The 23,956-nt window shown below is 62.0% G+C and carries 26 protein-coding genes, 1 pseudogene and 1 riboswitch; of the genes and pseudogenes, 15 read left to right on the top strand and 12 right to left on the bottom strand.

All coding sequences use genetic code 11. The features are described 5' to 3' along the window. Positions 1-255: 255 nt before the first annotated feature. Positions 256-1,224: a polyprenyl synthetase family protein gene (locus tag BLT86_RS14255; RefSeq protein WP_004424549.1), complete on the bottom strand. Its 969-nt coding sequence runs from the start codon at positions 1,222-1,224 to the stop codon at positions 256-258. A gap of 246 nt (positions 1,225-1,470) precedes the next feature. Here BLT86_RS14255 and rplU point away from each other — a divergent pair, with 246 nt between their 5' ends. The 5 genes from rplU (at position 1,471) to BLT86_RS14230 (ending at position 5,109) form a co-directional block, all read left to right on the top strand. Then, positions 1,471-1,782 carry a 50S ribosomal protein L21 gene (rplU, locus tag BLT86_RS14250; protein WP_004424548.1) on the top strand — a complete coding sequence of 104 codons (312 nt, stop codon included), beginning with the start codon at positions 1,471-1,473 and terminating at the stop codon, positions 1,780-1,782. A 36-nt stretch (positions 1,783-1,818) separates the two neighbouring features. Beyond that, entirely contained in the window at positions 1,819-2,076 is a 258-nt protein-coding gene (gene rpmA, locus BLT86_RS14245) for a 50S ribosomal protein L27 (protein WP_004424545.1), read from the top strand. A 141-nt stretch (positions 2,077-2,217) separates the two neighbouring features. Then, positions 2,218-3,438 (top strand): Obg family GTPase CgtA, encoded by a 1,221-nt coding sequence (cgtA, locus tag BLT86_RS14240; RefSeq protein WP_017675396.1) that lies wholly within the window; start codon positions 2,218-2,220, stop codon positions 3,436-3,438. An 81-nt stretch (positions 3,439-3,519) separates the two neighbouring features. Next, positions 3,520-4,638: a glutamate 5-kinase gene (gene proB / locus BLT86_RS14235; RefSeq protein WP_004424541.1), complete on the top strand. Its 1,119-nt coding sequence runs from the start codon at positions 3,520-3,522 to the stop codon at positions 4,636-4,638. A 9-nt stretch (positions 4,639-4,647) separates the two neighbouring features. Then, on the top strand, positions 4,648-5,109 hold the full coding sequence (locus tag BLT86_RS14230; RefSeq protein WP_017675395.1) for a CreA family protein: 462 nt from the start codon (positions 4,648-4,650) through the stop codon (positions 5,107-5,109). Between the two features lie 56 nt (positions 5,110-5,165). On the opposite strand, the gene mqo is transcribed toward BLT86_RS14230, so the two are convergent. Continuing rightward, the gene (mqo, locus tag BLT86_RS14225) at positions 5,166-6,665 is read right to left on the bottom strand and encodes a malate dehydrogenase (quinone) (protein WP_092377521.1); all 1,500 of its coding nucleotides are present in this window, start codon (positions 6,663-6,665) and stop codon (positions 5,166-5,168) included. A gap of 28 nt (positions 6,666-6,693) precedes the next feature. Here mqo and BLT86_RS14220 point away from each other — a divergent pair, with 28 nt between their 5' ends. Further along, complete coding sequence (locus BLT86_RS14220) at positions 6,694-7,110, top strand: hypothetical protein (protein ID WP_021489381.1); 417 nt, start codon at positions 6,694-6,696, stop codon at positions 7,108-7,110. An 18-nt stretch (positions 7,111-7,128) separates the two neighbouring features. Here BLT86_RS14220 and BLT86_RS14215 read toward each other — a convergent pair whose 3' ends face one another. Then, positions 7,129-7,359 (bottom strand): hypothetical protein, encoded by a 231-nt coding sequence (locus tag BLT86_RS14215; RefSeq protein ID WP_092377518.1) that lies wholly within the window; start codon positions 7,357-7,359, stop codon positions 7,129-7,131. A gap of 165 nt (positions 7,360-7,524) precedes the next feature. Between BLT86_RS14215 and BLT86_RS14210 the strand changes: the two genes are divergently transcribed. Continuing rightward, a complete protein-coding gene (locus BLT86_RS14210) occupies positions 7,525-8,109 on the top strand; it encodes a YajG family lipoprotein (protein ID WP_092377515.1) in 585 nt (194 codons plus the stop codon). A gap of 62 nt (positions 8,110-8,171) precedes the next feature. Here the strand turns inward: BLT86_RS14210 and BLT86_RS14205 are convergent, their stop codons facing one another. Further along, positions 8,172-8,378 (bottom strand): hypothetical protein, encoded by a 207-nt coding sequence (locus BLT86_RS14205; RefSeq protein ID WP_004424534.1) that lies wholly within the window; start codon positions 8,376-8,378, stop codon positions 8,172-8,174. A gap of 274 nt (positions 8,379-8,652) precedes the next feature. Between BLT86_RS14205 and BLT86_RS14200 the strand changes: the two genes are divergently transcribed. After that, complete coding sequence (locus tag BLT86_RS14200; RefSeq protein WP_092377513.1) at positions 8,653-8,928, top strand: hypothetical protein; 276 nt, start codon at positions 8,653-8,655, stop codon at positions 8,926-8,928. Between the two features lie 65 nt (positions 8,929-8,993). On the opposite strand, the gene BLT86_RS14195 is transcribed toward BLT86_RS14200, so the two are convergent. Further along, a complete protein-coding gene (locus BLT86_RS14195) occupies positions 8,994-10,157 on the bottom strand; it encodes a 1-acyl-sn-glycerol-3-phosphate acyltransferase (RefSeq protein ID WP_092377510.1) in 1,164 nt (387 codons plus the stop codon). A gap of 98 nt (positions 10,158-10,255) precedes the next feature. Between BLT86_RS14195 and BLT86_RS14190 the strand changes: the two genes are divergently transcribed. From BLT86_RS14190 to BLT86_RS14180, 3 genes are read left to right on the top strand one after another with little or no spacing between them, the layout of a single operon-like run. Then, complete coding sequence (locus BLT86_RS14190) at positions 10,256-10,438, top strand: CPXCG motif-containing cysteine-rich protein (protein ID WP_092377507.1); 183 nt, start codon at positions 10,256-10,258, stop codon at positions 10,436-10,438. After that, positions 10,438-10,698, top strand: coding sequence for a putative signal transducing protein (locus tag BLT86_RS14185; protein WP_092377504.1), 261 nt, complete (start codon positions 10,438-10,440; stop codon positions 10,696-10,698). The genes BLT86_RS14190 and BLT86_RS14185 overlap by 1 nt, the downstream gene beginning before the upstream one ends. 27 nt (positions 10,699-10,725) lie before the next feature. Then, the gene (locus BLT86_RS14180; RefSeq protein WP_092377501.1) at positions 10,726-11,343 is read left to right on the top strand and encodes an SOS response-associated peptidase; all 618 of its coding nucleotides are present in this window, start codon (positions 10,726-10,728) and stop codon (positions 11,341-11,343) included. 83 nt (positions 11,344-11,426) lie between these two features. Here BLT86_RS14180 and BLT86_RS26445 read toward each other — a convergent pair whose 3' ends face one another. Both BLT86_RS26445 and BLT86_RS26440 read right to left on the bottom strand, forming a co-directional pair. Beyond that, on the bottom strand, positions 11,427-12,269 hold the full coding sequence (locus BLT86_RS26445) for a methyl-accepting chemotaxis protein (protein ID WP_408003032.1): 843 nt from the start codon (positions 12,267-12,269) through the stop codon (positions 11,427-11,429). 15 nt (positions 12,270-12,284) lie between these two features. Then, positions 12,285-12,485 (bottom strand): annotated as a pseudogene (locus BLT86_RS26440) (HAMP domain-containing protein); the annotation flags it as partial. Positions 12,486-13,772: 1,287 nt separating this feature from the next. On the opposite strand from BLT86_RS26440, the gene BLT86_RS14170 reads away from it, so the two are divergent. Then, on the top strand, positions 13,773-14,594 hold the full coding sequence (locus tag BLT86_RS14170) for a M48 family metallopeptidase (protein ID WP_092377495.1): 822 nt from the start codon (positions 13,773-13,775) through the stop codon (positions 14,592-14,594). 55 nt (positions 14,595-14,649) lie between these two features. Here the strand turns inward: BLT86_RS14170 and BLT86_RS14165 are convergent, their stop codons facing one another. From BLT86_RS14165 to BLT86_RS14150, 4 genes are all read right to left on the bottom strand, one after another. Beyond that, entirely contained in the window at positions 14,650-15,093 is a 444-nt protein-coding gene (locus BLT86_RS14165) for a ketosteroid isomerase-related protein (protein ID WP_092377492.1), read from the bottom strand. 110 nt (positions 15,094-15,203) lie between these two features. Continuing rightward, entirely contained in the window at positions 15,204-15,785 is a 582-nt protein-coding gene (locus BLT86_RS14160; RefSeq protein ID WP_092380426.1) for a TMEM165/GDT1 family protein, read from the bottom strand. 93 nt (positions 15,786-15,878) lie between these two features. Continuing rightward, positions 15,879-15,999: riboswitch (yybP-ykoY riboswitch) on the bottom strand. 37 nt (positions 16,000-16,036) lie between these two features. After that, the gene (locus BLT86_RS14155) at positions 16,037-17,032 is read right to left on the bottom strand and encodes a class I SAM-dependent methyltransferase (protein WP_092377489.1); all 996 of its coding nucleotides are present in this window, start codon (positions 17,030-17,032) and stop codon (positions 16,037-16,039) included. Positions 17,033-17,149: 117 nt separating this feature from the next. Continuing rightward, positions 17,150-18,115 carry a 2-hydroxyacid dehydrogenase gene (locus tag BLT86_RS14150; protein ID WP_004424499.1) on the bottom strand — a complete coding sequence of 322 codons (966 nt, stop codon included), beginning with the start codon at positions 18,113-18,115 and terminating at the stop codon, positions 17,150-17,152. Between the two features lie 79 nt (positions 18,116-18,194). On the opposite strand from BLT86_RS14150, the gene BLT86_RS14145 reads away from it, so the two are divergent. Continuing rightward, a complete protein-coding gene (locus tag BLT86_RS14145) occupies positions 18,195-18,824 on the top strand; it encodes a LysE family translocator (protein ID WP_092377486.1) in 630 nt (209 codons plus the stop codon). Positions 18,825-18,868: 44 nt separating this feature from the next. Here BLT86_RS14145 and BLT86_RS14140 read toward each other — a convergent pair whose 3' ends face one another. Further along, positions 18,869-20,044, bottom strand: coding sequence for a thiolase family protein (locus tag BLT86_RS14140; protein WP_092377484.1), 1,176 nt, complete (start codon positions 20,042-20,044; stop codon positions 18,869-18,871). 190 nt (positions 20,045-20,234) lie between these two features. Between BLT86_RS14140 and BLT86_RS14135 the strand changes: the two genes are divergently transcribed. Together BLT86_RS14135 and BLT86_RS14130 are read left to right on the top strand one after the other, a co-directional pair. Then, a complete protein-coding gene (locus tag BLT86_RS14135) occupies positions 20,235-21,917 on the top strand; it encodes a fatty acid--CoA ligase (RefSeq protein WP_092377481.1) in 1,683 nt (560 codons plus the stop codon). A 215-nt stretch (positions 21,918-22,132) separates the two neighbouring features. Further along, on the top strand, positions 22,133-23,941 hold the full coding sequence (locus BLT86_RS14130; protein WP_092377478.1) for a DUF1302 domain-containing protein: 1,809 nt from the start codon (positions 22,133-22,135) through the stop codon (positions 23,939-23,941). The last annotated feature ends 15 nt before the right edge of the window (positions 23,942-23,956 follow it).

The following is a 23,956-nucleotide window of genomic DNA, read 5'->3' as shown; positions in this document are numbered from 1 at the left end:
AAATGCTCATTTACAACTCGTAAACTGCGCTTTTTCGCCTGTTTTTGCCTTGCACTGGCTGCCTCGCCTACGTTTTTCAACGGCCTGCTAATCCGCCAGGCCTGAACGCAAAACGCCCCGACTGGTTCGGGGCGTTTTTGTTTGTGGCGGTGCCGTGTATCGCGAACCCGTAGCCCGGATGTAATCCGGGAATGGTCATATCCCGTAAACCCGCCCCGGATTGCATCCGGGCTACCTGTCTCGATTTCGTCGGGCTTAGTGCGTGCGCGCCACGGCGAAACGGCTCAGCTCGATCAGTGCATCGCGATATTCGCCGGCCGGCAGCACTTCCAGGCAGGCAATGGCGCGTTCGGCGTAGTCACGGGCGAGTTGTGCGGTGTACTCCAGAGCGCCAGCGGCATCCACGGCGGCGCGGATGCTTTCCAGGTCTTCGATACCGCCTTTCTGAATTGCACGGCGTACCAGGGCGGCCTGTTCCTCGGTGCCTTCACGCATGGTGTAGATCAGCGGCAGGGTTGGCTTGCCTTCGGCCAGGTCGTCACCGACGTTCTTGCCCAGTTCGGCCGCGTCGCCCTTGTAGTCGAGCAGGTCATCGACCAGTTGGAAGGCGATACCCAGGTGGTCGCCGAAGGTACGCAGGGCTTCGCGCTGTGCCTCGTTGGCGCCGGCCAGGGCGGCGGCGCTGTGAGTCGAGGCCTCGAACAGCATCGCGGTCTTGCCGCGGATGACTTCCATATAGGTCTCTTCCGTGGTGCTGGCGTCGCGCACCTTGGACAGCTGCAGCACTTCGCCTTCGGCGATCACGCGGGTAGCGTGGGAGAGAATCTTCATCACCGGCATGGAGCCGAGCTCGACCATCATTTCGAACGAGCGTGAATAAAGGAAGTCGCCCACCAGCACGCTCGGTGCGTTGCCCCACTGGGCATTGGCGGTGCTACGCCCGCGGCGCATGTCGGACATGTCGACCACATCGTCATGCAGCAGGGTGGCGGTGTGCAGAAACTCGATGGTGGCGGCCAGCAGGCGTAGGTCGTCGGCCTGGTAGCCCAGCGCGCGACCGCTGAGCAGCACCAGCAACGGGCGCAGGCGTTTGCCGCCAGCGGAGATGATATAGTCGCCGATCTTTTCCACCAGCGGCACGCGGGAAACCACCTGTTGGCGAATGATGCCATCGACGGCGGTGAAATCGTCCGCTACCACGCGGTAGAAAGCCTGGGGTTGCATCGGCGACTGGTGCTCCTGTGAGGTTGCGCGGCATGCTAGGTGGCAGGGTAGGGGCTGTCAAGGCAAGCACTGGCGCCACTTGCGAAGCGTTCGGCGCTTGCGTACAATCGCGCACCCTGAACTTCCCCCTGGGCATTTCCCTGCCTTACGCAATTGCAAGGGTGTCACTTCCGGCCCCAAGCAGCCATGCCAGCCAATAACGACTTTTCTAAAGCGCTGGGTGAGCAGGATCAACGGAGATTTACCATGTACGCAGTAATTGTTACTGGTGGCAAGCAATACAAAGTCACCGAAGGCGAATTCCTCAAGATCGAGAAGCTCGAAGTCGCCACCGGCGAAGCCGTGACTTTCGATCGCGTTCTGCTGATCGGCAATGGCGACGACGTTCAGATCGGCGCTCCGGTCGTAGACGGCGCTAAAGTGGTTGCCGAAGTCGTGTCGCAAGGCCGTCACGATAAAGTGCGCATCATCAAGTTCCGCCGTCGTAAGCACCACATGAAGCGTCAGGGCCACCGTCAGTGGTTCACTGAGATCAAAATCACCGGTATCCAGGCCTGATTCGTCGGCCCCGATCCTTTATAGGAGTATTGACTCATGGCACACAAAAAAGCTGGCGGTTCTACCCGTAACGGCCGCGATTCCGAAAGTAAACGCCTTGGCGTGAAAATGTATGGTGGTCAGGTCATCAAGGCCGGCAACATCATCGTTCGTCAGCGCGGCACCGAGTTCCATGCTGGTTTCGGCGTGGGCATGGGCAAAGACCACACCCTCTTCGCTAAAGTCGAAGGCGTGGTCAAGTTCGAAGTGAAGGGCGCTTTCGGCCGTCGCTACGTGAGCGTCGTTCAGGCCTAATCGCCTACGCGCTGGAAAAGCCCTGTCCGTAGGACGGGGCTTTTTTGTTTGTGTATCTTTGGTTCGCTTGCCCAATCCGCTAGTTCTGGATGATTTGGCAAGCGTTCCCCCCAGCCCGCAGATGAAGCGGGAGGCAGACTAATGAAATTTGTCGACGAAGTTTCAATTTTTGTAAAAGCCGGTGACGGCGGTAACGGCATGATGGCCTTCCGTCGCGAGAAATTCATCGAGAAGGGCGGCCCCAACGGCGGCGACGGTGGCGACGGCGGCTCGGTATTCCTCGAGGCCGACGCCAACCTCAACACCCTGATCGATTACCGCTATACGCGTAAATTCAATGCGCAGAATGGCGAGAAGGGCGGCAGCACCGATTGCACCGGCGCCAAGGGCGAGGATCTGATCCTGCCGGTACCGGTCGGCACCACGGTGATCGACGTGGCCACCCAGGAAGTGATTGGTGACCTGGTCAAGCCCGGTCAGCGCCTGATGGTCGCTCAGGGCGGCTGGCACGGCCTGGGCAACACCCGCTTCAAGTCCAGTACCAACCGTGCGCCGCGCCAGACCACGCCGGGCAAGCCGGGCGAGTCGCGTGATCTCAAGCTCGAGCTGAAAGTGCTGGCCGACGTCGGTCTGCTCGGTCTGCCCAATGCCGGCAAGAGCACCTTCATTCGCGCCGTTTCCGCGGCCAAGCCGAAGGTCGCCGATTACCCCTTCACCACCCTGGTGCCAAACCTGGGCGTGGTCAGCGTCGATCGCTTCAAGAGCTTCGTCGTTGCCGACATCCCGGGGCTGATCGAAGGCGCTTCGGACGGTGCCGGCCTGGGTATTCGCTTCCTCAAGCACTTGGCGCGTACCCGCCTGCTGCTGCACCTGGTGGACATGGCGCCGCTGGACGAGAGCGATCCGGCCGAGGCTGCGCAGGTGATCATCGACGAGCTGGGCCGTTTCAGCCCGGCGTTGGCTGAGCGCGATCGCTGGCTGGTGCTGAACAAGATGGACCAGGTGCCCGAGGACGAGCGTGAGGCGCGCAAGGCCGATATCGTTGCCCGTCTGAACTGGCAGGGCCCCGTTTACGTGGTCTCGGCCATCAGCCGCGACGGCACCGAGCGCATCAGCCGCGACATCATGCATTACCTGGAAGTGCGTGCCGAGCGCATCGCCGAGGACCCGGTATTCGCCGAGGAGCTGGCCGAGCTGGATCAGCGCATCGAAGACGAGGCGCGTGCCCGTCTGCAGGCGCTGGACGATCAGCGTGCGTTGCGTAAATCCGGTGTGCGCAGTGTCGACGATATCGACGAGGACGATGACTTCCTCGACGAAGAAGACGACGATGGCCCGGAAATCATTTACGTCCGGGATTAAGCAAATTTCCAACGCCGCTTAATTGCGGCGTTTTTGTAGGTGGGGTGGACCCCATCACTTTCTGGCTAAGGTTGGAAGATCATGCGTGACAAGGTGACCGGCGCGCGGCGCTGGGTGGTGAAGATCGGCAGCGCGCTGCTGACCGCCGACGGGCGTGGCCTGGATCGTGCGGCCATGGCGGTGTGGGTCAAGCAGATGGTCGCGCTGCGTGAGCAGGGCGTGGAACTGGTGCTGGTATCTTCCGGCGCGGTGGCAGCCGGCATGAGCCGCCTGGGCTGGACCAGCCGACCTAGCGCGATGCACGAGCTGCAGGCCGCTGCCGCCATTGGCCAGATGGCCCTGGTGCAGGCCTGGGAGTCGAGCTTTGCCGAGCACAACCGGCGTACCGCACAGGTGCTGCTGACGCACGACGATCTCTCCGACCGCAAGCGCTACCTCAACGCGCGCAGCACCCTGCGCACCTTGGTGAATCTCGACGTGATTCCGGTGATCAACGAGAACGACACCGTGGTCACCGATGAAATCCGCTTCGGCGACAACGACACCCTGGCCGCGTTGGTAGCCAACCTGGTGGAAGCCGATCTGCTGGTGATCCTCACCGATCGCGACGGCATGTACAACGCCGACCCGCGCCACAACCCCGATGCCGAGCTGATCTTCGAAGCCCGCGCCGATGATCCGGCACTGGATGCCGTGGCAGGTGGCGTCGGTGGTGCGCTGGGCCGTGGCGGCATGCAGACCAAGCTGCGTGCTTCGCGTCTGGCTGCGCGCTCCGGCGCGCACACCGTCATCGTTGGCGGTGCCATTGAGCAGGTGTTGGCGCGGCTCAAGGCGGGCGAACGTCTGGGCACGCTGCTGGCGCCCGAGCGCGGTTTGCTGGCGGCGCGCAAGCAGTGGCTGGCTGGCCACCTGCAAACCCGTGGCACCCTGGTGCTGGACGCCGGTGCAGTGAAGGCGCTGAGCCAGGATCGCAAGAGCCTGCTGCCGGTCGGCGTGAAGGCTGTGCAGGGCAGTTTCCGCCGCGGCGAGATGGTGGTCTGCGTATCGCCTGACGGCCGTGAGGTCGCCCGTGGCCTGGTCAACTACAGTGCGCTGGAAGCACAGAAGATCATCGGCCAGCCGTCGGATGCCATCGAGAAGCTGCTGGGCTATGTCGATGAGCCGGAGCTGGTGCATCGCGACAATCTGATTCTCGTCTAAGGAGCATGTATGCGTCTGTTCAAGGGATATGTGCTGAGCCTGCTGATGCTGCCCAGCCTGGCGCTGGCCGAAACCATCGGCGAGGTGTCGACGGTATTCAAATGGGTTGGGCCGAACGACAAGATCGTCGTCGAGGCCTTCGATGACCCCAAGGTATCGGGCGTGACCTGCTACCTGTCGCGTGCCAAGACCGGCGGGGTGAAGGGTGGTCTGGGCCTGGCCGAGGATCGGGCCGAGGCTTCCATTGCCTGCCGCCAGGTCGGTCCCATTGCATTCAAGGGCACGCTCAAGGACGGCGAGGAGGTGTTCAAGGAGCGCACTTCGCTGGTGTTCAAGACCATGCAGGTGGTGCGTTTCTTCGACAGCAAACGCAACACCCTGGTGTATCTGGTCTACAGCGACCGGGTGATCGAGGGTAGCCCGCAGAATGCGGTGACGGCCATTCCGATCCTGCCTTGGGGTCAGCCGTAACCCGATCAACACCCATAAAAAAACCGCCCCGAAGGGCGGTTTTTTGTGCGTGACGATCAGGCGCTGGGGATGTCGAGCTGCAGGCGCTGATTCGATTGCGCCTGCACTTCGTGGTAGCGCGCGGCGTCGCTGGACAGAACATCGGCCATGGCCGGGAAGATCTCGTCCAGCTTGCTGCGCCAGTCGTCGCTCTTGGCCTGCTCGGGGAAGCAACGGCGAATCAGGTCGAGCATGATCGACACGGTGACCGATGCGCCCGGCGAGGCGCCGAGCAATGCGGCGATGGTGCCGTCGGCTGCAGCCACCAGTTCGGTGCCGAACTGCAGCACGCCGCCGTTCTTGCTGTCCTTCTTGATGATCTGCACGCGCTGGCCAGCGACTTCCAGGCGCCAGTCCTCTGCCTTGGCTTCGGGGTAGAAGCCGCGCAGGGTGTTCAGGCGCTGTTCCTCGGACTGCATCACTTCCTTGATCAGGTAGCGGGTCAGGTCCATGTTGTCGCGCGCCACCGCCAGCATCGGGCCGAGGTTGTTGGGGCGTACCGACAGCGGCAGGTCGAGGAACGAGCCGTGCTTGAGGAACTTGGTGGTGAAGCCGGCGTAGGGGCCGAACAGCAGGGATTTCTTGCCATCCACCACGCGGGTATCGAGGTGCGGTACCGACATCGGTGGCGAGCCCACGGCAGCCTGGCTGTAGACCTTGGCCTGGTGCTGCTTGACGATCTCAGGGTTGTCGCAACGCAGCCACTGACCACTCACCGGGAAGCCGCCAAAGCCTTTGCCTTCGGGGATGCCGGACAGTTGCAGCAGCGGCAGTGCGCCGCCGCCAGCGCCGAGGAAGACGAACTTGCTCTTGAGCTTGCGCGTGGCGCCGGAGCGGGTGTCCTTGATGTCCACCAGCCAGCCTTCACCGTCGCGCTTGAGGTCGGTGACCTTCTGGTTGCAGGTGACCTTGGCGTCGGGCTGGGTGGTCAGGTAGGCGAGCATCTGCTCGGTGACCGCACCGAAGTTGACGTCGGTGCCGGCCTGCACACGGGTCATCGCCAACGGTTCGCTGGCATCGCGGCCCGGGATCAGCAGCGGCGCCCATTCGGCGATGGTGCCACGGTCCTCGGTGTACTCCATCTCGGTGAAGGCGTGATGCTGACGCAGGGCCTCGAAACGCTTCTTGAGGAAAGCAATGCCGCTTTCGCCGCGCACGAAGCTCATGTGCGGCACCGGGTTGATGAAGGTCTTCGGCGAGTTGATCGCGCCTTTTTCGATCAGGTAGGCCCAGAACTGCTTGGACTCCTCGAACTGGGCGTTGATGTTCACCGACTTCTTGATGTCGATGCTGCCGTCCGCGCCTTCCGGGGTGTAGTTCAGTTCGCACAGCGCGGCGTGACCGGTGCCGGCGTTGTTCCAGGGGTTGGAGCTTTCCACTGCGCCGGACTCGCGCAGCTCTACCACTTCCAGCGTGATGCCGGGGTTGAGTTCCTTGAGCAGTACGCCCAGGGTCGCGCTCATGATGCCAGCGCCAACCAGCACCACATCTACGCTTTGGTAATCGTTATGCGCCATTAACCTCTCTCCAAGAAAACTGCACCAGATGGATGGCCGTTCGGCCTTTCAGGGCGATACCGGCAGACTCAGGCGTGATGCCCTGTCGTTCGGCGGGGAGGGTCAAGGCTGGGATTTGCGGACGCAAAACTGTTCATCTGTTCGCCACACTCTTGTGAAGTTTGTAAAAACCGTTTTTTTCACGCTCTTTTGGAGCGGTGAACCTCAAAAGCTCGACTGCCTCGGCGCGCTTTTGCCCGTGCAAATCATGCAATGCATGGCTGCTATCGGCTCTGCATATGGGCTGAAGGCGGCTGACCGGAAGCGGCAGCTCGAAGTGGGCGACTCTCTGGGGCGGGGCGATGACGTTGCATCGGCGAGGTCGTGCGGCCCGATCAGGAGACGTCCTTATAATCGGGGCGCGATTATAACGGTGAATGAGGGGAAATTGATCGCCCCTGCGTGACTTTTATTCTTCCGCCGGTCAGGCCGCCAACGGGCGAGCGGCTGGTGCGTGTGTGACGACCGGGGTGATCCGGGCACTGGCGGGCAAGGGGGAGCCCAGCCAGGAGATGCTCGGCTCGCGAACTTCCACCCAGTCAGCCTGGCTCGGGTGTTCCTGCATCTGTCGCAGGGCGCGGCAAACTCCCTCTCCATCGATCAGGGCAAAATGGCGCATCGGACGAGCGTGGCTGAACAGGCGGCGCAACAGCATGGCGAAGGCTCCAGCGTGGTGACAGGTACTTTATGCCAGCGCGCGGTGACAGGCTGATGACAGGAACCGCAGCGATCTGCCAGCGGTCCTATGCAGCGCTACTGTCGGCCTCAGGCCGCGCTGGTTATACTGCCGGCCACTTTTACCTCACTCGGAGAGATGAGCATGCTGCACCGTGCGTTGATCGCCTTGCTTGCTGCCGCCAGCCTGACTCTGGCCGGTTGCGCCCTCAGCCCTCAGCAACTCACCCCACAACCCAAGCTGACCAGTTCGCTGACCCCAGTCGGCCAGGGCCAGCCGGTGGTGGTGCGCGTGGTCGACGGCCGTCCTTCGCCGGTGCTTGGCACTCGCGGCGGTCTGTACCCGGAGACCAGCTCCATCAGCGTCAACCCCGATTATGTGCTGCCCAAGCTGCAGGCTGAGGCCGAAGCGGCTGTGCGTCTGCTCGGTTTTACACCGTCGCCCAATGCTTATAACGCGCCACAGTTGACCATCACCCTGGCGGACCTCAAGTATCAGTCGCCCAAAGAGGGCATGTACGTCACCGAGGCGGATATCTCGGCCTCGATCCGTGCCGACGTGCAAGGTGGCAGCCGCCGTTATACCGGCCGTTACGGTGCCTCGCTGAACCAGCGTTTCGGCACCGCACCGAACCAGCAGACCAATAGCAAGCTGGTGGGTGACGTGCTCAGTGACGCGCTGACTCGTGCCTTCAAGGACCCGACCATCGGCCAGGTACTGCTGCAGTAATTCGTCGCATCGTTATAAAAAAACGCCCCGCATTGCGGGGCGTTTTCATTTGTCCTGGGTCTTCATGCCGCTTCGGCGTAGAACTCCGGCAGGCTCATGCCGGTACGGTTGTCGATATCCGGCAGGTCGTAATGCTCATGGCCGCCAAGGGCGCAGTACACCAGCCAGTGCTGGTCCTGCACGTTGAAGGAAAGCTCGTCGACCACGGCGTCCACTTCATCCAGCGAGTCGATCAGGTAATCGCGGTCCAGCGGTTGAGAATTGAGCATGGCAGGTCCTCCAGGGACATTGAGGTTTGGCTCCAGTAACAGTCGTGACTGTTTGGTCACTCTTGGAGATACAAACCCTAGGCCAGGCATATGACAGTTTTCAGACGATTTCGGGATAGCGGGCCGCGTTCGTCGGAAACGAACCTTATAAAAGGGGTATTTCAGTACACTGCGCGACGACTTTTCGAGGGTCGAGATGCACCGCTTCTCGGCCAAAATCCCCATTCTGGTGCGGTGGCGAGGTTGCTGCACCATGCTGTTCTCGAGGTGTTGCATGTCGCTGCAGATGTTGTGGTCGCTGTTCCTCGCCCATCCGGCCGGGGCGGTCAATTCGCTGGCATTGTTCTTCGCGTTGGCGGGCGCCTGGCTGTGCCTGATGACTCACTTGCGCGAGCAGCGCGGCGTAGCGCGAGTGCTGGCGCAAGGCGAGCTGGATGAAACCGAGGTTCAGGACGAGCGTACCCTGCGGATCAACCGCTTCTTCTATCGCTTCGGTGGCATTTGCCTGGGTGCAGCCCTGGTGCTGTCCTGGTTCAGTACGCGGCTTTGACGCCTGAGCGATAAATGAAAACGGCAGCCATCGGGCTGCCGTTTTCGTTTGTGGCGATGGCTGCCTTACAGGGGCAGGCCTGCCTTGATCCGATACTGGTTTCGCACCGGGTTGGCGTACTGCAGGATCAGGAACGGTTTTTCCTCGGCGCTGCAGGCGGCCAGGCGCTTGTTCCACTGCGCTTCGGCCTTGGCCAGTTCCGCGGCATCGAATACTTCGCTTGCTGCCGGCACGTTCAGCTCGGCCTCGCGGCCTTCCCACATGGCGTAGGCCAGGTAGTGCACAGGGAACAGGCGATACTGGCCGAGAATGTGACGATCCATCTCCTGGGCAAGCTGCTTGGTGTCCTCCAGGCCGGCGACAGGCGGACTGAAGTGCAGGTGCACGCGGCCTTTGTAGCCGGTGATGCCCAGGGCGATGCTGGCGTCGTCTTCGCCCGGCGCCTTGGTGTAGCTGCCCGTGGCGGCACGCACACAGAGCTCGCGAGCCTTGGCCAGGTCGCAGGGGTCGTACTCGTAGCTGATCGACACCGGGATCAGGTTCAGCGACTCGATCACGTCTGCGAATGGCTCATCCTTGCGGCTCATATGGAACATCTTGAGGATGGCCGAATCGGTACGGTCGTCACCGTCCTTGGCGCGCCCTTCGGCCTGGGCGATCCAGATCGACTCGCCATCTTCGCGGATCGAGTGGTTGATATAGGCCGAGAGCAATTGATAAGCCGCCAGCTTCTCGCGTCGCCCGCTGATCGAGCGGTGCACGATGAAACTCTTGTTCAGGCGCATCAGGTCGCTGACGAAGGGGCGCTGCAACAGGTTGTCGCCGATGGCGATACGTGGCGTCTGCAGGCCGGCGTGGTAGACGGCGTAGTTGACGAAGGCCGGGTCCATGACGATATCGCGGTGGTTGGCCAGGTACAGGTAAGGCTTGCCGGGCTGCAGGTGCTCCAGGCCGGAGTAGCTGATGCCATCACTGGCATGCTCGATGGTACGGTCGATGTACGGCTCGATCTTTTCCTGCAGACCAGCGACCGAGTCGACATTGGCGAATTCGCTGCGCAGGCGTGCGGCGATCAGCGGCTTGAGCAGCCAGCCCAAGGGCCCGGCCAGGCGCGGAAAGCGAAAACGGGTGAGGGTACCGAGAAACGCCGGGTCGGCGAGCAGGCGCGCCAGTACGGGGCGCACTTCTGCATCGGCATAGGGTCGGATGGCATCGAATGCGCCCATCATGCTCTCTTGTTCTAGAACGGCTAAGGTTGGAATGGTGTCTGCTTAACAGGGTGAGCAGTAGACCGGCGATTATAACGCCAAGTCACAAGGAGGCCGCGATGCTGGAAAGCGAGTCGTATTATTGCCCCTATTGCGGTGAGCCGGCCGAGGCGCTGCTGGATCTGTCGGCTGGGGACCAGTCTTACATCGAAGACTGTCCGGTGTGCTGCCGGCCGATCGAGTTCGAGCTGCGTACGGATGGCACCGAGTGGGAGTTGGACGTTCGTGCGGAGAACGATTGATGCAACGAATCTACGAACCGGAAAACCTTCTGGAAGGGCAGATGCTGGTGGACATGCTGGCCAGTGAAGGTGTCGAGGCGCACTTGCTCGGTCAGCATCTGGTCGGTGCGGTGGGTGAGCTGCCGGCATGCGGCCTGCTTGGTTTGGTCGTCGCTGATCCTCACGCTGAGCGGGCGCGTACGCTGATCGCTGAGTACAATGCGGCGCAACCTGTGCCTGGCGATGAGCCAGAGTCCTTTCAGGGCGTGTTGCTCTGTTGATGCGCCCCCTGCCTGTCGAGTCGTTTCATGTGTGGACGTTATGCCCTGTTCCGCTGGTCGCCCGCTTTTGCGGCGTTGCCCGGCTTTCCCGCTGACCAGAAGCCGCACTGGAACCTGGCGCCCAATGGTCAGGTGTTGATGCTGCGTGCGGGCGAGCAAGGGCCGCAGGCGGCTGCGGCGCGTTGGGGGCTGACGCCCGCCTGGCTCAAGGACCTGTCCAAGACTCCGGCGCATGCGCGTGCTGAAACCCTGGCCGAGCAGCCGATGTTCCGTGAGCCCTTTCGCCAGCGCCGCGCACTGCTGCCGGCCAACGGCTTCTATGAATGGCGCGGGGGCGTGCGCAAGCGGCCGTACTGGATAACCAACGGCGATTCGCTGATGTATTTCGCGGCCTTGTGGGAGCTGTATCCGGTGGGTGGGCAGGAGTACCTGAGCGTTGCGCTGATCACCCAGGAAGCGGCCACGCTGCGGCGTCCGTTGACTCTCGACGAGCATGAGCAGGCGCTGTGGCTGAGCAATGATACGTTGCCCGAACAGTTGACGGCGCTGCTGGCCAAGCCGCAGGTCGCGCTGCGTGAGCGCGCGCTGGCGACGCTGGTCAACGACCCGAAGCTGGATGCGCCGGAGTGCCTGACGCCGGCTTGAGCCTGCTCAGGGTGTCGAGGGGTCGGTGCACCGCAGCTGACCAAGAACCTGTGCGTACGGCGCACCCTGCCTGATGCAGTCCCTTAGACTTTGAACTGATTGATCAGCCTGCGCTGCTGTTCGGCCAGCTTGGTCAGTTGAGCGCTGGCCTGACTGGCTTCGTCGGCGCCGCCTGCCACCTCGTTGGCGACCTGGCCGATATTGGTGACGTTGCGGTTGATATCTTCGGCCACCGCACTCTGCTCCTCGGCTGCGCTGGCGATCTGCGTGTTCATGTCGTTGATCACCGACACTGCCTGAGTGATGGACTCCAGCGATTGAGCGGCCTGGTTGGCGTGTTCGACGCTGTCATCGGTCTTGCTCTGGCTCTGCTCCATCACCTTGACCACTTCGCGCGTGCCTTGCTGCAACTGCTGGATCATTGTCTGGATTTCTTCGGTGGCCTGCTGGGTCTTCTGCGCCAGGTTGCGCACTTCATCGGCGACCACGGCGAAGCCGCGGCCTTGTTCGCCGGCGCGAGCTGCCTCGATGGCCGCGTTGAGCGCCAGCAGGTTGGTCTGCTCGGCAATGGCGCGAATGGCGACGAGGATGGCGTTGATGTTCTCGCTGTCCTTGGCCAGGTTCTGTACCACGCCCACGGCACGGCCGATTTCGCTGGCCAGGGCTGCGATGGCGGCCGAGGTCTCCTGTACCACCTGTTTGCCCTGATTGGCCGCGCGGTCGGCGTGGTTGGCGGCTTCGGCCGCGTGGGTGGCGTTGCGCGCGACGTCCTGCGCGGTGGCGGTCATCTCATGAACGGCGGTAGCCACCAGCTCGATCTCTGCCAGCTGTTTCTGCACGCCTTGGTTGGTGCGGATGGCAATGTCGGCAGTGTGCTCGGAGGAGTCGCTGACCTGCTGCACCGAGGTCACCACGGCGCCGATCATGGTTTGCAGTTTGGCCAGGAAGGCGTTGAAGCCGGCGGCGATCTGTCCGAGCTCATCCTTGCGGTCAACCTGCAGGCGCACCGTGAGGTCGCCATCGCCTTTGGCGATATCGTCGAGCATGCCGACCATCTGCCGCAGGGGGCGGGCGATGCCGTAACCGACGAACCAGATTACCAACAGGCCCAGCCCGGCGATCAGCAGGCCGACCAGGGTCATGCCCAGGGTGTCGGAGTCGCGCTGCGAGGCCAGATCGCCCTGCAACTGGTGCAGATCGGCCATCACCGCTTTGAGCGGCAGCACCAGCATCAGCACCCAGCGGGTGTCGCTCTGGCCGATGTTGAAGCTGAGGAACAGTTCGATATGGCTGTGCTCAGGGTCTTCCTTGGCATCGATGGAGTACAGCACCTGCCCGGCCTTCAGCGTACCCAGGTTGCTCACTTTGTTGGCGTCGAGCAGGGCGGTGGCCGGCTCGCCAAGTTTGTCCGGCGCCTTGGTCGAGGCGACCAGGCGCCCGTTGCTGGCGATCAGCGCCATCTCGCCGGCACCGTCATAGAGCTGGGCGTCAGCCTTGACCAGCAGCTCCTGAATGAAATTCACCGCCAGGTCGGCACCGGCGATGCCGCGAAATTCGCCATTGACCAGAATCGGCGAGGTGAAGGAGGCAAGCATGGTCATTTTGCCGCCGACATCATAGGGGGCTGGATCGATTACGCAGGGGCGCTTGCGTTCTTTGGGGCAAAGGTAATATTCGCCCGCGCGCACGCCGGTTGGCAGCAGCTCTTCGCTTTCGGTCGAGCCGATCGAGTCGATGCCCAGGCTGCCGTCGGCATTGCGATACCACCAGGGCAGGAAGCGGCCGGTGCCGTCGTAGCCGTTTTCCTTGCTGCCGGCATAGATGTCGTCGCTGGCATCGAAGGCGTTCGGCTCCCAGCCCAGGTAACTGCCAAGTAATTTAGGGTTCTGCGCCGTGGTTTCATGCACCAGGTTGGCCAGTTCTTCGCGGCTGATGCTGAGCATCGGGCTGCCGTTGGCATCGGTCATGCCAAGCATGGCATTGACGCGTGCCAGGTCGGCGGTAATCTGCAGAGGAGCTTCCAGTTCGCGCTGGATTTCGCTGACCTGGGCTTGCGCCAACGCAGACAGGCGCTGCTCGATGACTTGTTCCAGTAGCTTCTGCGTGCGTTCCTGCACCAGATTCTGGGTTCGGCCACTGGCGAACAGGGCGTAGAGCACCAGAGCCACAACGACCGCGAGTACGCTGGCGCCAGCAAGGAATGCGACGGAAAACTGGATCGACTTGAACTTCATGAGAGCTCCCGAGCGCAGAGCGCGCCTGTCACGAACTATCGGCAGTGACAGATGAAAACCTTAATGGACTGGTGGTGACGAACAGGCTGGTGTCGTATTCAGCAAAGATGGCGTACGGCTATCGCGCAAGTAACGCGGTTGCTCGTGCTGCGGGGGCGGCCTAGCATAGGGCGTCCGATTCAAGGAGGTAGCTCGATGAGCAAGGTTCTATATCTGAGTGGCCTGGCGGCGGCCGTGCTGCTGGCAGGTTGTCAGGCCGTCAATACCACCAGTGGTGGTGCGGTTGGCGTAGAGCGCAAGCAGTACATGTTCAGCATGTTGTCAACTGATGAAGTCAATCAGATGTACGCGCAGTCCTATCAGCAGACGCTAAGCGAGGCATCGAGCAAGGGCGTGCTGGACAAGACCAGCAACAATGCCAAGCGTCTGCAGACCGTTGCCAATCGTCTGATTCCACAGGCGCCGCGTTTTCGCCCGGATGCCGCCAACTGGCAGTGGGAGGTCAACCTGATCAAGAGTCCCGAGCTCAACGCCAACTGCGGCCCGGGCGGCAAGATCATTTTCTACAGCGGGATCATCGAGCAACTGAAGCTCAGCGATGACGAAATCGCCGCGATCATGGGCCACGAGATGGCGCATGCCCTGCGCGAACACAGCCGTGAGGCGATGTCCAAGGCCTATGGCATTCAGGTCGCCAAGCAGGGTGCCGGCGCTTTGCTCGGTCTCGGCGAGAGCGGCATGGCCATGGCGGATACAGTGGTGCAGTACAGCCTGACGCTACCCAACAGCCGCGGTAACGAGAACGAGGCTGATCTGATCGGCCTCGAACTGGCTGCTCGCGCGGGTTATGACCCGAATGCGGCCATCAGTCTGTGGCAGAAGATGGAGGCCGCCGGTGGTGGTGCGCCGCCCGAGTTCATGAGCACTCACCCGTCCTCCAGCAGCCGTATCGCTTCGCTGCAGGCGGCGATTCCCAAGGTGATGCCGCTGTACGAGCAGGCCAAGGCCGGGCGCTAAGTTCGGGCACGAAAAAACGGCGCGGCGTGAAGGTTCACGGCGCGCCGTTTGCGTTTCAGGGTAGTGCCGTTTCGGCGAAGGGGCGGGGTTGCAGGCCCAGCTGGGCGCGGAAGCTTTCCATGTCGAACATGGTGCAGATCTCCTGAATCTCATTGCTGGGCGTCAGTGTCCAGAAGGCCATGGCCGAGATGCTCAGCACCTTGTCACTGGGTGGATAGCCCAGCGCGGGTTTCTGAATGGTGCCGATCAGCGTGCTCCAGGTCACCACCTTGTAGCCTTCTGCGACGCACTCCTCGACCACGATCTGCAGGTCCGGCATGGCGTAGCGGATATCCTGCACCATCCGGGCGAAGCCGGCACTGTCGAGTGGGCGCCCCATGAACGAGCTCTTGTAGAGAAAGTCGCGGCTGTGCAGCTGTTCGGCCAGGGCCAGGCGGCCCTTGTTCCAGGTCAGGTCGATGTGCTGGCACACAACCTTCTTGCGATCATCCAATGACATGCCGCCCTCCCGACTGCATACCGTATGACGTGACGTGGCACGCACTTTAGCAGCAGGCGGTAGGGGGCTGGGATTGGCCGAAATGCCAGTTCGTTGACGTCAGTGATTCGTCATATTAGGCCGCTGAGTTTCATTGCCTGATAGCCGGCATAGATTGCCAGGGCGGCGAAGGCACAGGCTGCGAGGCGTCGAATCAGCGTCAATGGCAGGCGCTCGGCTGCGAAGTTGCCCGCCAGTACCACCGGTACGTTGGCCAGCAGCATGCCCAGCGTGGTGCCGATCACCACCAGGATGAAGTGCGGATACTGCGCCGCCAGCATCACGGTCGCGACCTGAGTCTTGTCGCCCATTTCGGCGAGGAAGAAGGCGATCAGGGTGGTGAGGAAGGGACCGTATTTCTTCATGCCGGATGCCTCGTCATCGTCCAGTTTGTCCGGCACCAGGGTCCAGGCCGCCACGGCGACGAAGCTGGCCGCGAGAATCCAGCTCAGGGTGGCGGGTGAGAAGAAACCGGCTACCCAGTTACCCACGGCGCCAGCCGCGAAATGGTTGGCCAGGGTGGCGACGACAATGCCCCAGATGATCGGCCACGGCTTGCGAAAGCGGGCGGCCAGCAGCAGTGCGAGCAACTGGGTCTTGTCGCCGATTTCGGCGAGGGCAACGATCAGGGTGGGGACGAACAGCGATTCCAGCATCAGGTTTCCTAAAGGGGCGGGTCGACACGGCTTATGACACGAACGACCTTCCCGCCCCGGGTATAGGTTGTGCGTGTCATAGGTCTTGTCAAACCGCAGGCCTCTCTATGTAGGCCTTGGGTCGTATACGCCATGCTCTGCGGAGCAAGTGTGTTGACGTATACCGGGCGAGCAGGGCGCTCGCGGGAGACTACTCCCCTAGGACGGGCGCAATTGTGCCCAAGCGTTGCGGCGGGAGCAAGCCCAATTCAGCGGCGTGCACTGTAGATGCGAAAACCGTCTGCCTCGGCCAGGGTGCGGCAGGGGCCGAGATGACGCTCGATCAGGGGTGGGTATTTGAGGAAGCTGTTGGCCACCAGGCGCAGCTCGCCACCTATTATCAAGTGGCGAGCCGCCTGGCTCAGCAGGTTCTCGCTGGCCTGGTAGTCGGTATGCACGCCCTGATGGAACGGCGGGTTGCTGACGATGGCGCTGAGTCCCTCGGGTGCCGATTCGATGCCCGTGCCGGCGATCAGGTTGGCTGACAGGCCATTGCGCGCGAGGGTCAGGCGGCTGCTTTCCAGGGCGAAGGCGTCGACATCCAGCAGGCTCAGCTCGCTGTCTGGGTAACGCCTTTTGAGCGCGGCGCCGAGCACTCCAGCGCCGCAACCGAAGTCGAGCAGGTGGCCGCTGGGCAGGTCATCCAGATGCTCCAGCAGCAATGCGCTGCCGCGATCCAGGCGGCCATGGGCGAATACGCCGGGCAGGGTAACGATCTCCAGTGTGCCGTCGGCCAACTGCAATGGGTAGCTCTGTGCCTGGGCATGCAGGTCCGGTACTGCTGGCGCTTGATCCACCTCGACGCACCAGAGTTGGCAATGTCGCGCGCTGTCGAGCTTGCGCGGCTTGCCATAGGCGGCCAGCTGTTTCGCCGCGCGTTCGATGCCGCCACGTTTTTCACCGACCAGGTACAGCGGCTTGCCTGCCAGGCGCGAGGCCAGCGCTTGCAGCAGGTAGTCGGTCAGCTCGCGTGACTTGGGCAGGAACAGCACAGCGGCGCGGTAGTCGCCTTCCGGCAGGCGTGTGTCGAAGTGGCTGCGACCGGCAAAGCGTGCGGTGAGCAGTGCCTGATCGCCCGCATGCCAGTTCCAGCCACGAGCCTGCGGCAGGGCGCCAAGCAGGTCGTCAGCCGGCAGGCCGGCCAGTAACAGCTCGCCACTGAATAGCTCGGCGTGGCGCAGGAGAACTTCGCTTCGCGGGTCCATGGTATTTCCTGAGAATCTGTTTACGGCGCGTGGTGTAGGAGCGAGCTCTGCTCGCGAAGATTTTGCTGTTGACCGTGTTCGCTCGCGACGCACGCTCCTACAAGAAAGCTGCGCAGCTTACCCGACGACTCGCAGTGGCGCACCGGCGAAGAAACCAGCGGCGTTTTCCACGACCTGGCCAACGATGCGCTGGCGCGCTTCCTGGCTGCCCCAGGCGCTGTGCGGGGTGACGATCAGGCGGGGAATGTCGGCGGCCAGCAGCGGGTTGCCGTCCTTCGGTGGCTCCTGCAGCAGCACGTCGGTTGCGGCGCCGCCCAGATGGCCACGGCGCAGGGCATCGGCCAAGGCCTGTTCGTCGACCAGGCCGCCACGCGCGGTGTTGATCAGGAATGCGCGTGGCTTCATCAGGGCCAGCTCCTCGGCGCCGATCATGTTGCGGGTCTGCTCGTTGAGTGGGCAGTGCAGGGTCAGCGCATCGACTTGCGGCAGCAGTTCGTGCAGCGGCAGGCGATCGGCGCGCGCGGGGCGGCCGGGCAGTTGGCCAAGCAGCACGCGCATGCCGAAGGCTTCGGCCAGGCGGGCGACGGCGCCGCCCAGTTCGCCATGGCCGAGCATGCCCAGCGTCTTGCCTTCGAGTTCGACGATGGGGTGATCGAGCAGGCAGAACTGACTGGCTTGTTGCCAACGACCGGCAGCGATATCGCGCTGGTAGTCGGGCAGGCGCGTGGCCAGGGCCAGCAGCAGCATCAAGGTGTGCTGTGCCACGGACGGGGTGCCGTAGCCCTGGCAGTTGCACACGGTTACGCCGTGGTCACTGGCGGCTTTCAGGTCGATGTTGTTGATGCCGGTAGCGGTTACCAGAACCAGTTTCAACTCTGGGCAGGCAGCGAAGGTGGCGGCGTCCAACGGCACCTTGTTGCTGATGGCGACCTGGGCCCCTTGCAGGCGTTCGGCGACCTGATCCGGACGTGTGTGCGCGTGCAGGGTCAGCTCGGCGAACGCCTGATGCAGCGGTTGCATGTCGAGGTCGCCAAGGTCGAGGGAGGCATGGTCGAGGAAGACGGCGCGTGGGCTGTTGCTCATCAGCTGTACCTTTTCGCAGGAGGGTCGCAAGAGTAGATTGGCGAGCCTACCAGACCTTCAGCGTCGATGCGGAGCCGCCATGTACTGGAGTGAATTTCTCACCGTTGCCTTGATTCACCTGCTGGCGGTGGCCAGCCCTGGGCCTGATTTCGCCATCGTTGTGCGCGAGAGCGTCGGCTACGGTCGCCGCGCGGGACTGTTCACCGCCTTCGGAGTGGGCACCGGTATTCTGGTGCATGTGACCTACTCGCTGTTGGGTATCGGCCTGATCGTGTCGCAGTCCATCGTCCTGTTCAACGCGCTGAAATGGCTGGCGGCTGCCTACCTGCTGTATATCGGTATCAAGGCGCTGCGCGCGCGCCCGGCCGACTCGGCCAGTGCCGAGCTGAATCTGGCCGCCGGCGAGCGCAGCGGTCGTGGCGCCTTCGTCACGGGGTTTATCACCAATGGCTTGAATCCCAAGGCGACGCTGTTCTTCCTGTCGCTGTTCACGGTGGTGATCGACCCGCATACGCCAGTGGCGGTCCAGGCCGGTTACGGCCTGTATCTGGCGCTGGCCACCGCGTTCTGGTTCTGCCTGGTGGCCTGGCTGTTCAGCCAGCAGCGCGTGCGCGCCGGCTTTGCCCGTATGGGGCACTGGTTCGATCGGCTGATGGGCGCAGTGTTGGTCGGCATCGGCGTGAAGCTGGCGCTGACCGAGATGCGCTAACGAAAGAGCCCCGCGACTGCGGGGCTCTTGGCTGATGGGCTGGCTTACAGCAGTTCGATCGCCACCGCGGTGGCTTCGCCGCCACCGATGCACAGCGAGGCGATACCGCGCTTGCCGCCTTTCTTCTGCAGGGCATTGATCAGGGTCAGGATGATCCGCGAGCCGGTGGAGCCGACCGGGTGCCCCTGGGCGCAGGCGCCACCGAAGACGTTGACCTTGGCGTGATCCAGGCCGTGCTCGCGCATGGCCAGCATGGTCACCATGGCGAAGGCTTCGTTGATCTCGAACAGGTCGACCTCGTCCCTGTTCCAGCCGGTCTTCTTCAGCAGGTTGCTCATGGCGCCGATGGGGGCAAGGGTGAACTCGCTCGGGTCCTGACTCTGGGTGGCGTGCGCAACCACCCGGGCCAGCGGCTTGAGGCCGCGTTTGGCGGCTTCCTCGGCAGTCATCAGCAGCAGGGCGCTGGCGCCATCGGAGATCGAGCTGGCGTTGGCGGCGGTGATGGTGCCGTCTTTCCTGAAGGCGGGTTTGAGCGCAGGAATCTTGTCCAGGTTGGCCGTCAGCGGCTGTTCATCATCCTTGACCACCACCTCACCCTTGCGCGAGGTGACAGTGACCGGGACGATCTCCGCGTCCAGCGAGCCGTCCTTGATCGCCGCCTGCGCGCGGCGCAGCGATTCGATCGCGTAGGCGTCCATTTCCTCGCGGGTAATGCCGTATTTATCGGCGGTTTCCTGAGCAAAAGAGCCCATCAGGCGGCCAGTGCGCGCGTCTTCCAGACCGTCGAGGAACATATGATCCTTGATCTCGGCGTGACCCATGCGTAGGCCGGTGCGTGCTTTCTCCAGTACATAGGGCGCGTTGGACATGCTTTCCATGCCGCCAGCGACCATTACCTGGTTGCTGCCGGCCTTCAGCGAATCGAAGGCCATCATCACGGCCTTCATGCCTGAGCCGCACAGCTTGTTGATGGTGGTGCAGCCGGTGGCTGCAGGCAGGCCGGCATTGAGCGAGGCCTGGCGGGCCGGCCCTTGTTTGAGACCGGCTGGAAGTACGCAGCCCATGATCACTTCCTGTACGTCGGTTGGCTCGATACCGGCGCGCTCGACCGCTTCACGAATGGCGGCTGCGCCCAGCTCTACGGCTGGCACGCTGGCCAAGCTGCCTTGAAAACCGCCCATGGGGGTACGTGCGCCGCTGACGATGACTATATCGGACATGCTGTTACCTCGAACGAAAGAGTGGCTCTGTGCCGCCTTTTTAAAGACTGGCTGGTGAGCTCGATTCTAACCCGTGACCAAAAGTGGCCATAGAGTCACGTGGCAAATCATTCTTTGGGCTGATTGAGCGCTGCGCGAGCCGCTCTAGAGTCGCTGCATACCTATTCCTAGCGTGCCTCAAGGTGATTTCATGCTGCAGACCCGACTGATCCCCCCCGCTGAAAACGCTCATGCCTATCCGCTGCTGATCAAGCGCCTGCTGCTGTCCGGTAGTCGTTACGAGAAGACCCGCGAAATCGTCTATCGCGACAAGCTGCGCTACAGCTACGCCACCTTCAACGAGCGTGTCGCACGGTTGGCCAACGTACTCAGCGAGGCAGGGGTCAAGGCCGGCGATACCGTGGCGGTGATGGATTGGGACAGTCACCGCTACCTCGAATGCATGTTCGCCATTCCCATGCTCGGCGCGGTGCTGCACACCATCAACATCCGCCTGTCGCCGGATCAGATTCTCTACACCATGAACCATGCCGAAGACCGTTTCGTGCTGGTCAACAGTGAGTTCGTGCCGCTGTACAACGGTATTGCCGGTCAACTGACCACGGTGGAGAAAACCCTGCTGCTGACCGATGGCGAAGACAAGAACGCCGACCTGCCGAACCTCGTTGGCGAGTACGAGAGCCTGCTGGCTGCGGCCAGCCCGCACTATGACTTCGCCGATTTCGATGAGAACTCGGTGGCTACGACCTTCTATACCACTGGCACCACTGGTAACCCCAAGGGCGTGTACTTCACTCATCGGCAACTGGTGCTGCATACGATGTCCATGGCGACCACCATGGGCGGTCTGGACAGCATTCGTCTGTTGGGCAATGACGATGTCTACATGCCCATTACGCCGATGTTCCATGTGCATGCCTGGGGTGTGCCCTATGTGGCCACCATGCTGGGTGTCAAACAGGTGTATCCCGGTCGCTATGAGCCGGATCTGCTTTGCCGTCTGATCAAGGAGGAAAAGGTCACCTTCTCCCACTGCGTGCCGACCATTCTGCAGATGGTGCTGGGCGCGCCAGGTGCGCAGGGCCATGACTTCGGCGGCATGAAGATGATCATTGGCGGCAGCGCGCTCAATCGCTCGCTGTACGAAGCGGCGAAAGAACGGGGTATTCAATTGACGGCGGCTTATGGCATGTCCGAGACCTGTCCGCTGATCTCCTGTGCCTACCTCAACGAGGAGTTGCGCGCGGGTAGCGAGGACGAGCGCACCACCTACCGGATCAAGGCCGGTATTCCGGTGCCACTGGTCGAGGCCGCGATCATGGACGCCGACGGCAAGCTGCTGCCGAGCGATGGCGAGGCGCAGGGTGAGCTGGTGTTGCGTGCACCCTGGCTGACCCAGGGTTATTTCCGTGAGGCGGAGAAGGGCGAAGAACTCTGGGCGCACGGTTGGCTGCACACCGGCGATGTGGCAACCATCGATGGTATGGGCTTCATCGAGATTCGTGACCGTATCAAGGATGTGATCAAGACCGGTGGCGAATGGATTTCGTCGCTGGAGCTGGAAGATTTGATCAGTCGCCACCCCGCTGTACGCGAAGTGGCGGTGGTGGGGGTGCCGGATCCGCAATGGGGTGAACGCCCGTTCGCGCTGCTGGTGCTGCGCGAAGAGCAGGCGCTGGATGCCAGGGGGCTGAAGGAACACCTCAAGCCTTTCGTCGAGCAAGGCCACATCAACAAGTGGGCGATTCCCACGCAAATCGCCCTTGTTACTGAAATTCCCAAGACCAGTGTCGGCAAGCTGGATAAGAAACGTATTCGCATCGAAATCGCCCAATGGCAGGAAGCCGGTAGTGCGTTTCTGTCCACGCTGTGAGGTGCGAATTGACTGGGCGGTTAAAGTGACCGCTCAGTCAAACAAGCGTTTGGCTTGCTAATTGCTGTTTCACGTCCATGCTGGCTAGACACAGGGTCTGAAACCTGCGAGTCAGAGTGGTGGAAGCTGCAAATCACACTTTCGAGGGATCAAGCAGTAGCAGCCGCTGGCTATAGTCCAAGCATCCATAACAAAAAACACATGGAGTAGCGTCGATGACAACAAAAACAAAACCCTACTGGCGCCTGGCAAAACTGCCGCTGGCCGTCAGCCTCGCTTCCACCCTTGCCGCTCCGGCATTCGGCGTCACTTTCAATATCGGTGAGATCGAAGGGCAGTTCGATTCGTCGCTGTCGGTGGGGGCGAGCTGGTCCATGGCGGACAGGGACAGGGATCTGGTCGGCATCAACAACGGCGGTACCGGCTTTACCCAGACCGGCGACGATGGTCGTCTGAACTTCAAGAAGGGCGAGACCTTCTCCAAGATTTTCAAGGGTATCCACGATCTTGAACTTAAATACGGCGACACCGGCGTATTCGTGCGCGGCAAGTACTGGTATGACTTCGAACTGAAGGACGAAAGCCGCCTTTTCAAGGACATCAGCGATAGCAACCGCAAGGAGGGAGCACAGTCATCGGGGGCCGAGATTCTCGACGCCTTCGTCTACTACAACTACGCCATCGGCGACCAGCCGGGCTCGGTGCGCCTGGGCAAGCAGGTGGTCAGTTGGGGTGAAAGCACCTTCATCATGAACGGCATCAACGCCATCAATCCCTTGGACGCTGCAGCATTCCGCCGGCCGGGTGCTGAGATCAAAGAGGGGCTGATTCCGGTCAATATGCTCTATGTGGCTCAGAGTCTGACCGACCGGTTGTCTGCCGAGGCCTTCTACCAGTTGGAGTGGGACCAGACGGTACTCGACAACTGCGGCACCTTCTTCGCCATCGACGTACTGCAGGATGGTTGTGATGCCAACTACCACGTGGGCAGCCCGGCAATCGCTCCTCTTCAACCCGTCGCTGCTGCGTTCGGGCAGGGGTTCGAAGTCACTCCTGAGGGTGTGGTTTTGCCGCGAGCTGGCGACCGGGATGCACGTGATTCGGGGCAGTTCGGTCTTGCATTGCGCTGGTTGGGTGATGCCACCGAGTATGGTGCGTATTTCATGAATTACCACAGTCGGACGCCAAACCTCAGTACGCGATCTGCTGGCTTGGCTACCGCAGCGCAGCTGCCTGGCATTATCGGTACAGCTAATGGGCTCGTGCCTGGTGCTGGCTCTGGTTTGGCGCAGAGCGTCATGCTTGGCAACGGCCGCTATTACCTTGAGTACCCCGAAGATATCCAGCTTTACGGCCTTAGCTTCTCTACGACATTGCCCACTGGCACCGCGTGGTCTGGTGAGATCAGCTATCGACCCAATGCACCGGTTCAGCTGAATGCTCAAGACCTCTCTTGGGCTTTGCTTAATCCCCTTGCGCCGGGAACCTCTCCCATTGAAAGTACTTTCGGTGCAGAAAATCGCGGCTACAACCGCAAGGAAATCACCCAGTTGCAGACCACCTTCACCCACTTCATCGATCAGGTACTCGGCGCCGAGCGGATGACCGTGGTGGGCGAGGTCGGCTACACGCATGTCGGCGGTCTCGAGAGCACCAGCGAACTGCGCTATGGGCGTGATCCTATCTACGGCACCCCGGATGATCCAGCCGCTTTGGCCCGCTACGGCCGCCACGGTTTCGTCACCGCCAACTCCTGGGGCTACCGCCTGCGTGGCATCGCGGACTACGACAACGTCTTCGCCGGCATCAACCTCAAGCCCAACCTGTCCTTCTCCCACGACGTCGACGGCTACGGCCCCAACGGTCTGTTCAACGAAGGCTCCAAGGCGGTCAGCATTGGTCTGGATGCCGAGTACCAGAATATGTACACCGCCAGCCTGTCCTACACCAATTTCTTCGGTGGCACATACAACACCTCCGTTGACCGTGACTTCGTTGCGCTCAGCTTCGGTATGAACTTCTAAGCGGCCAGGAATTTC

The organism is Pseudomonas sihuiensis (assembly GCF_900106015.1).
Classification (GTDB): Bacteria; Pseudomonadota; Gammaproteobacteria; order Pseudomonadales; family Pseudomonadaceae; genus Aquipseudomonas; species Aquipseudomonas sihuiensis.
The sequence above is the reverse complement of the archived record's forward strand: the minus strand, read 5'-3'. Positions and strand labels throughout refer to the sequence as shown.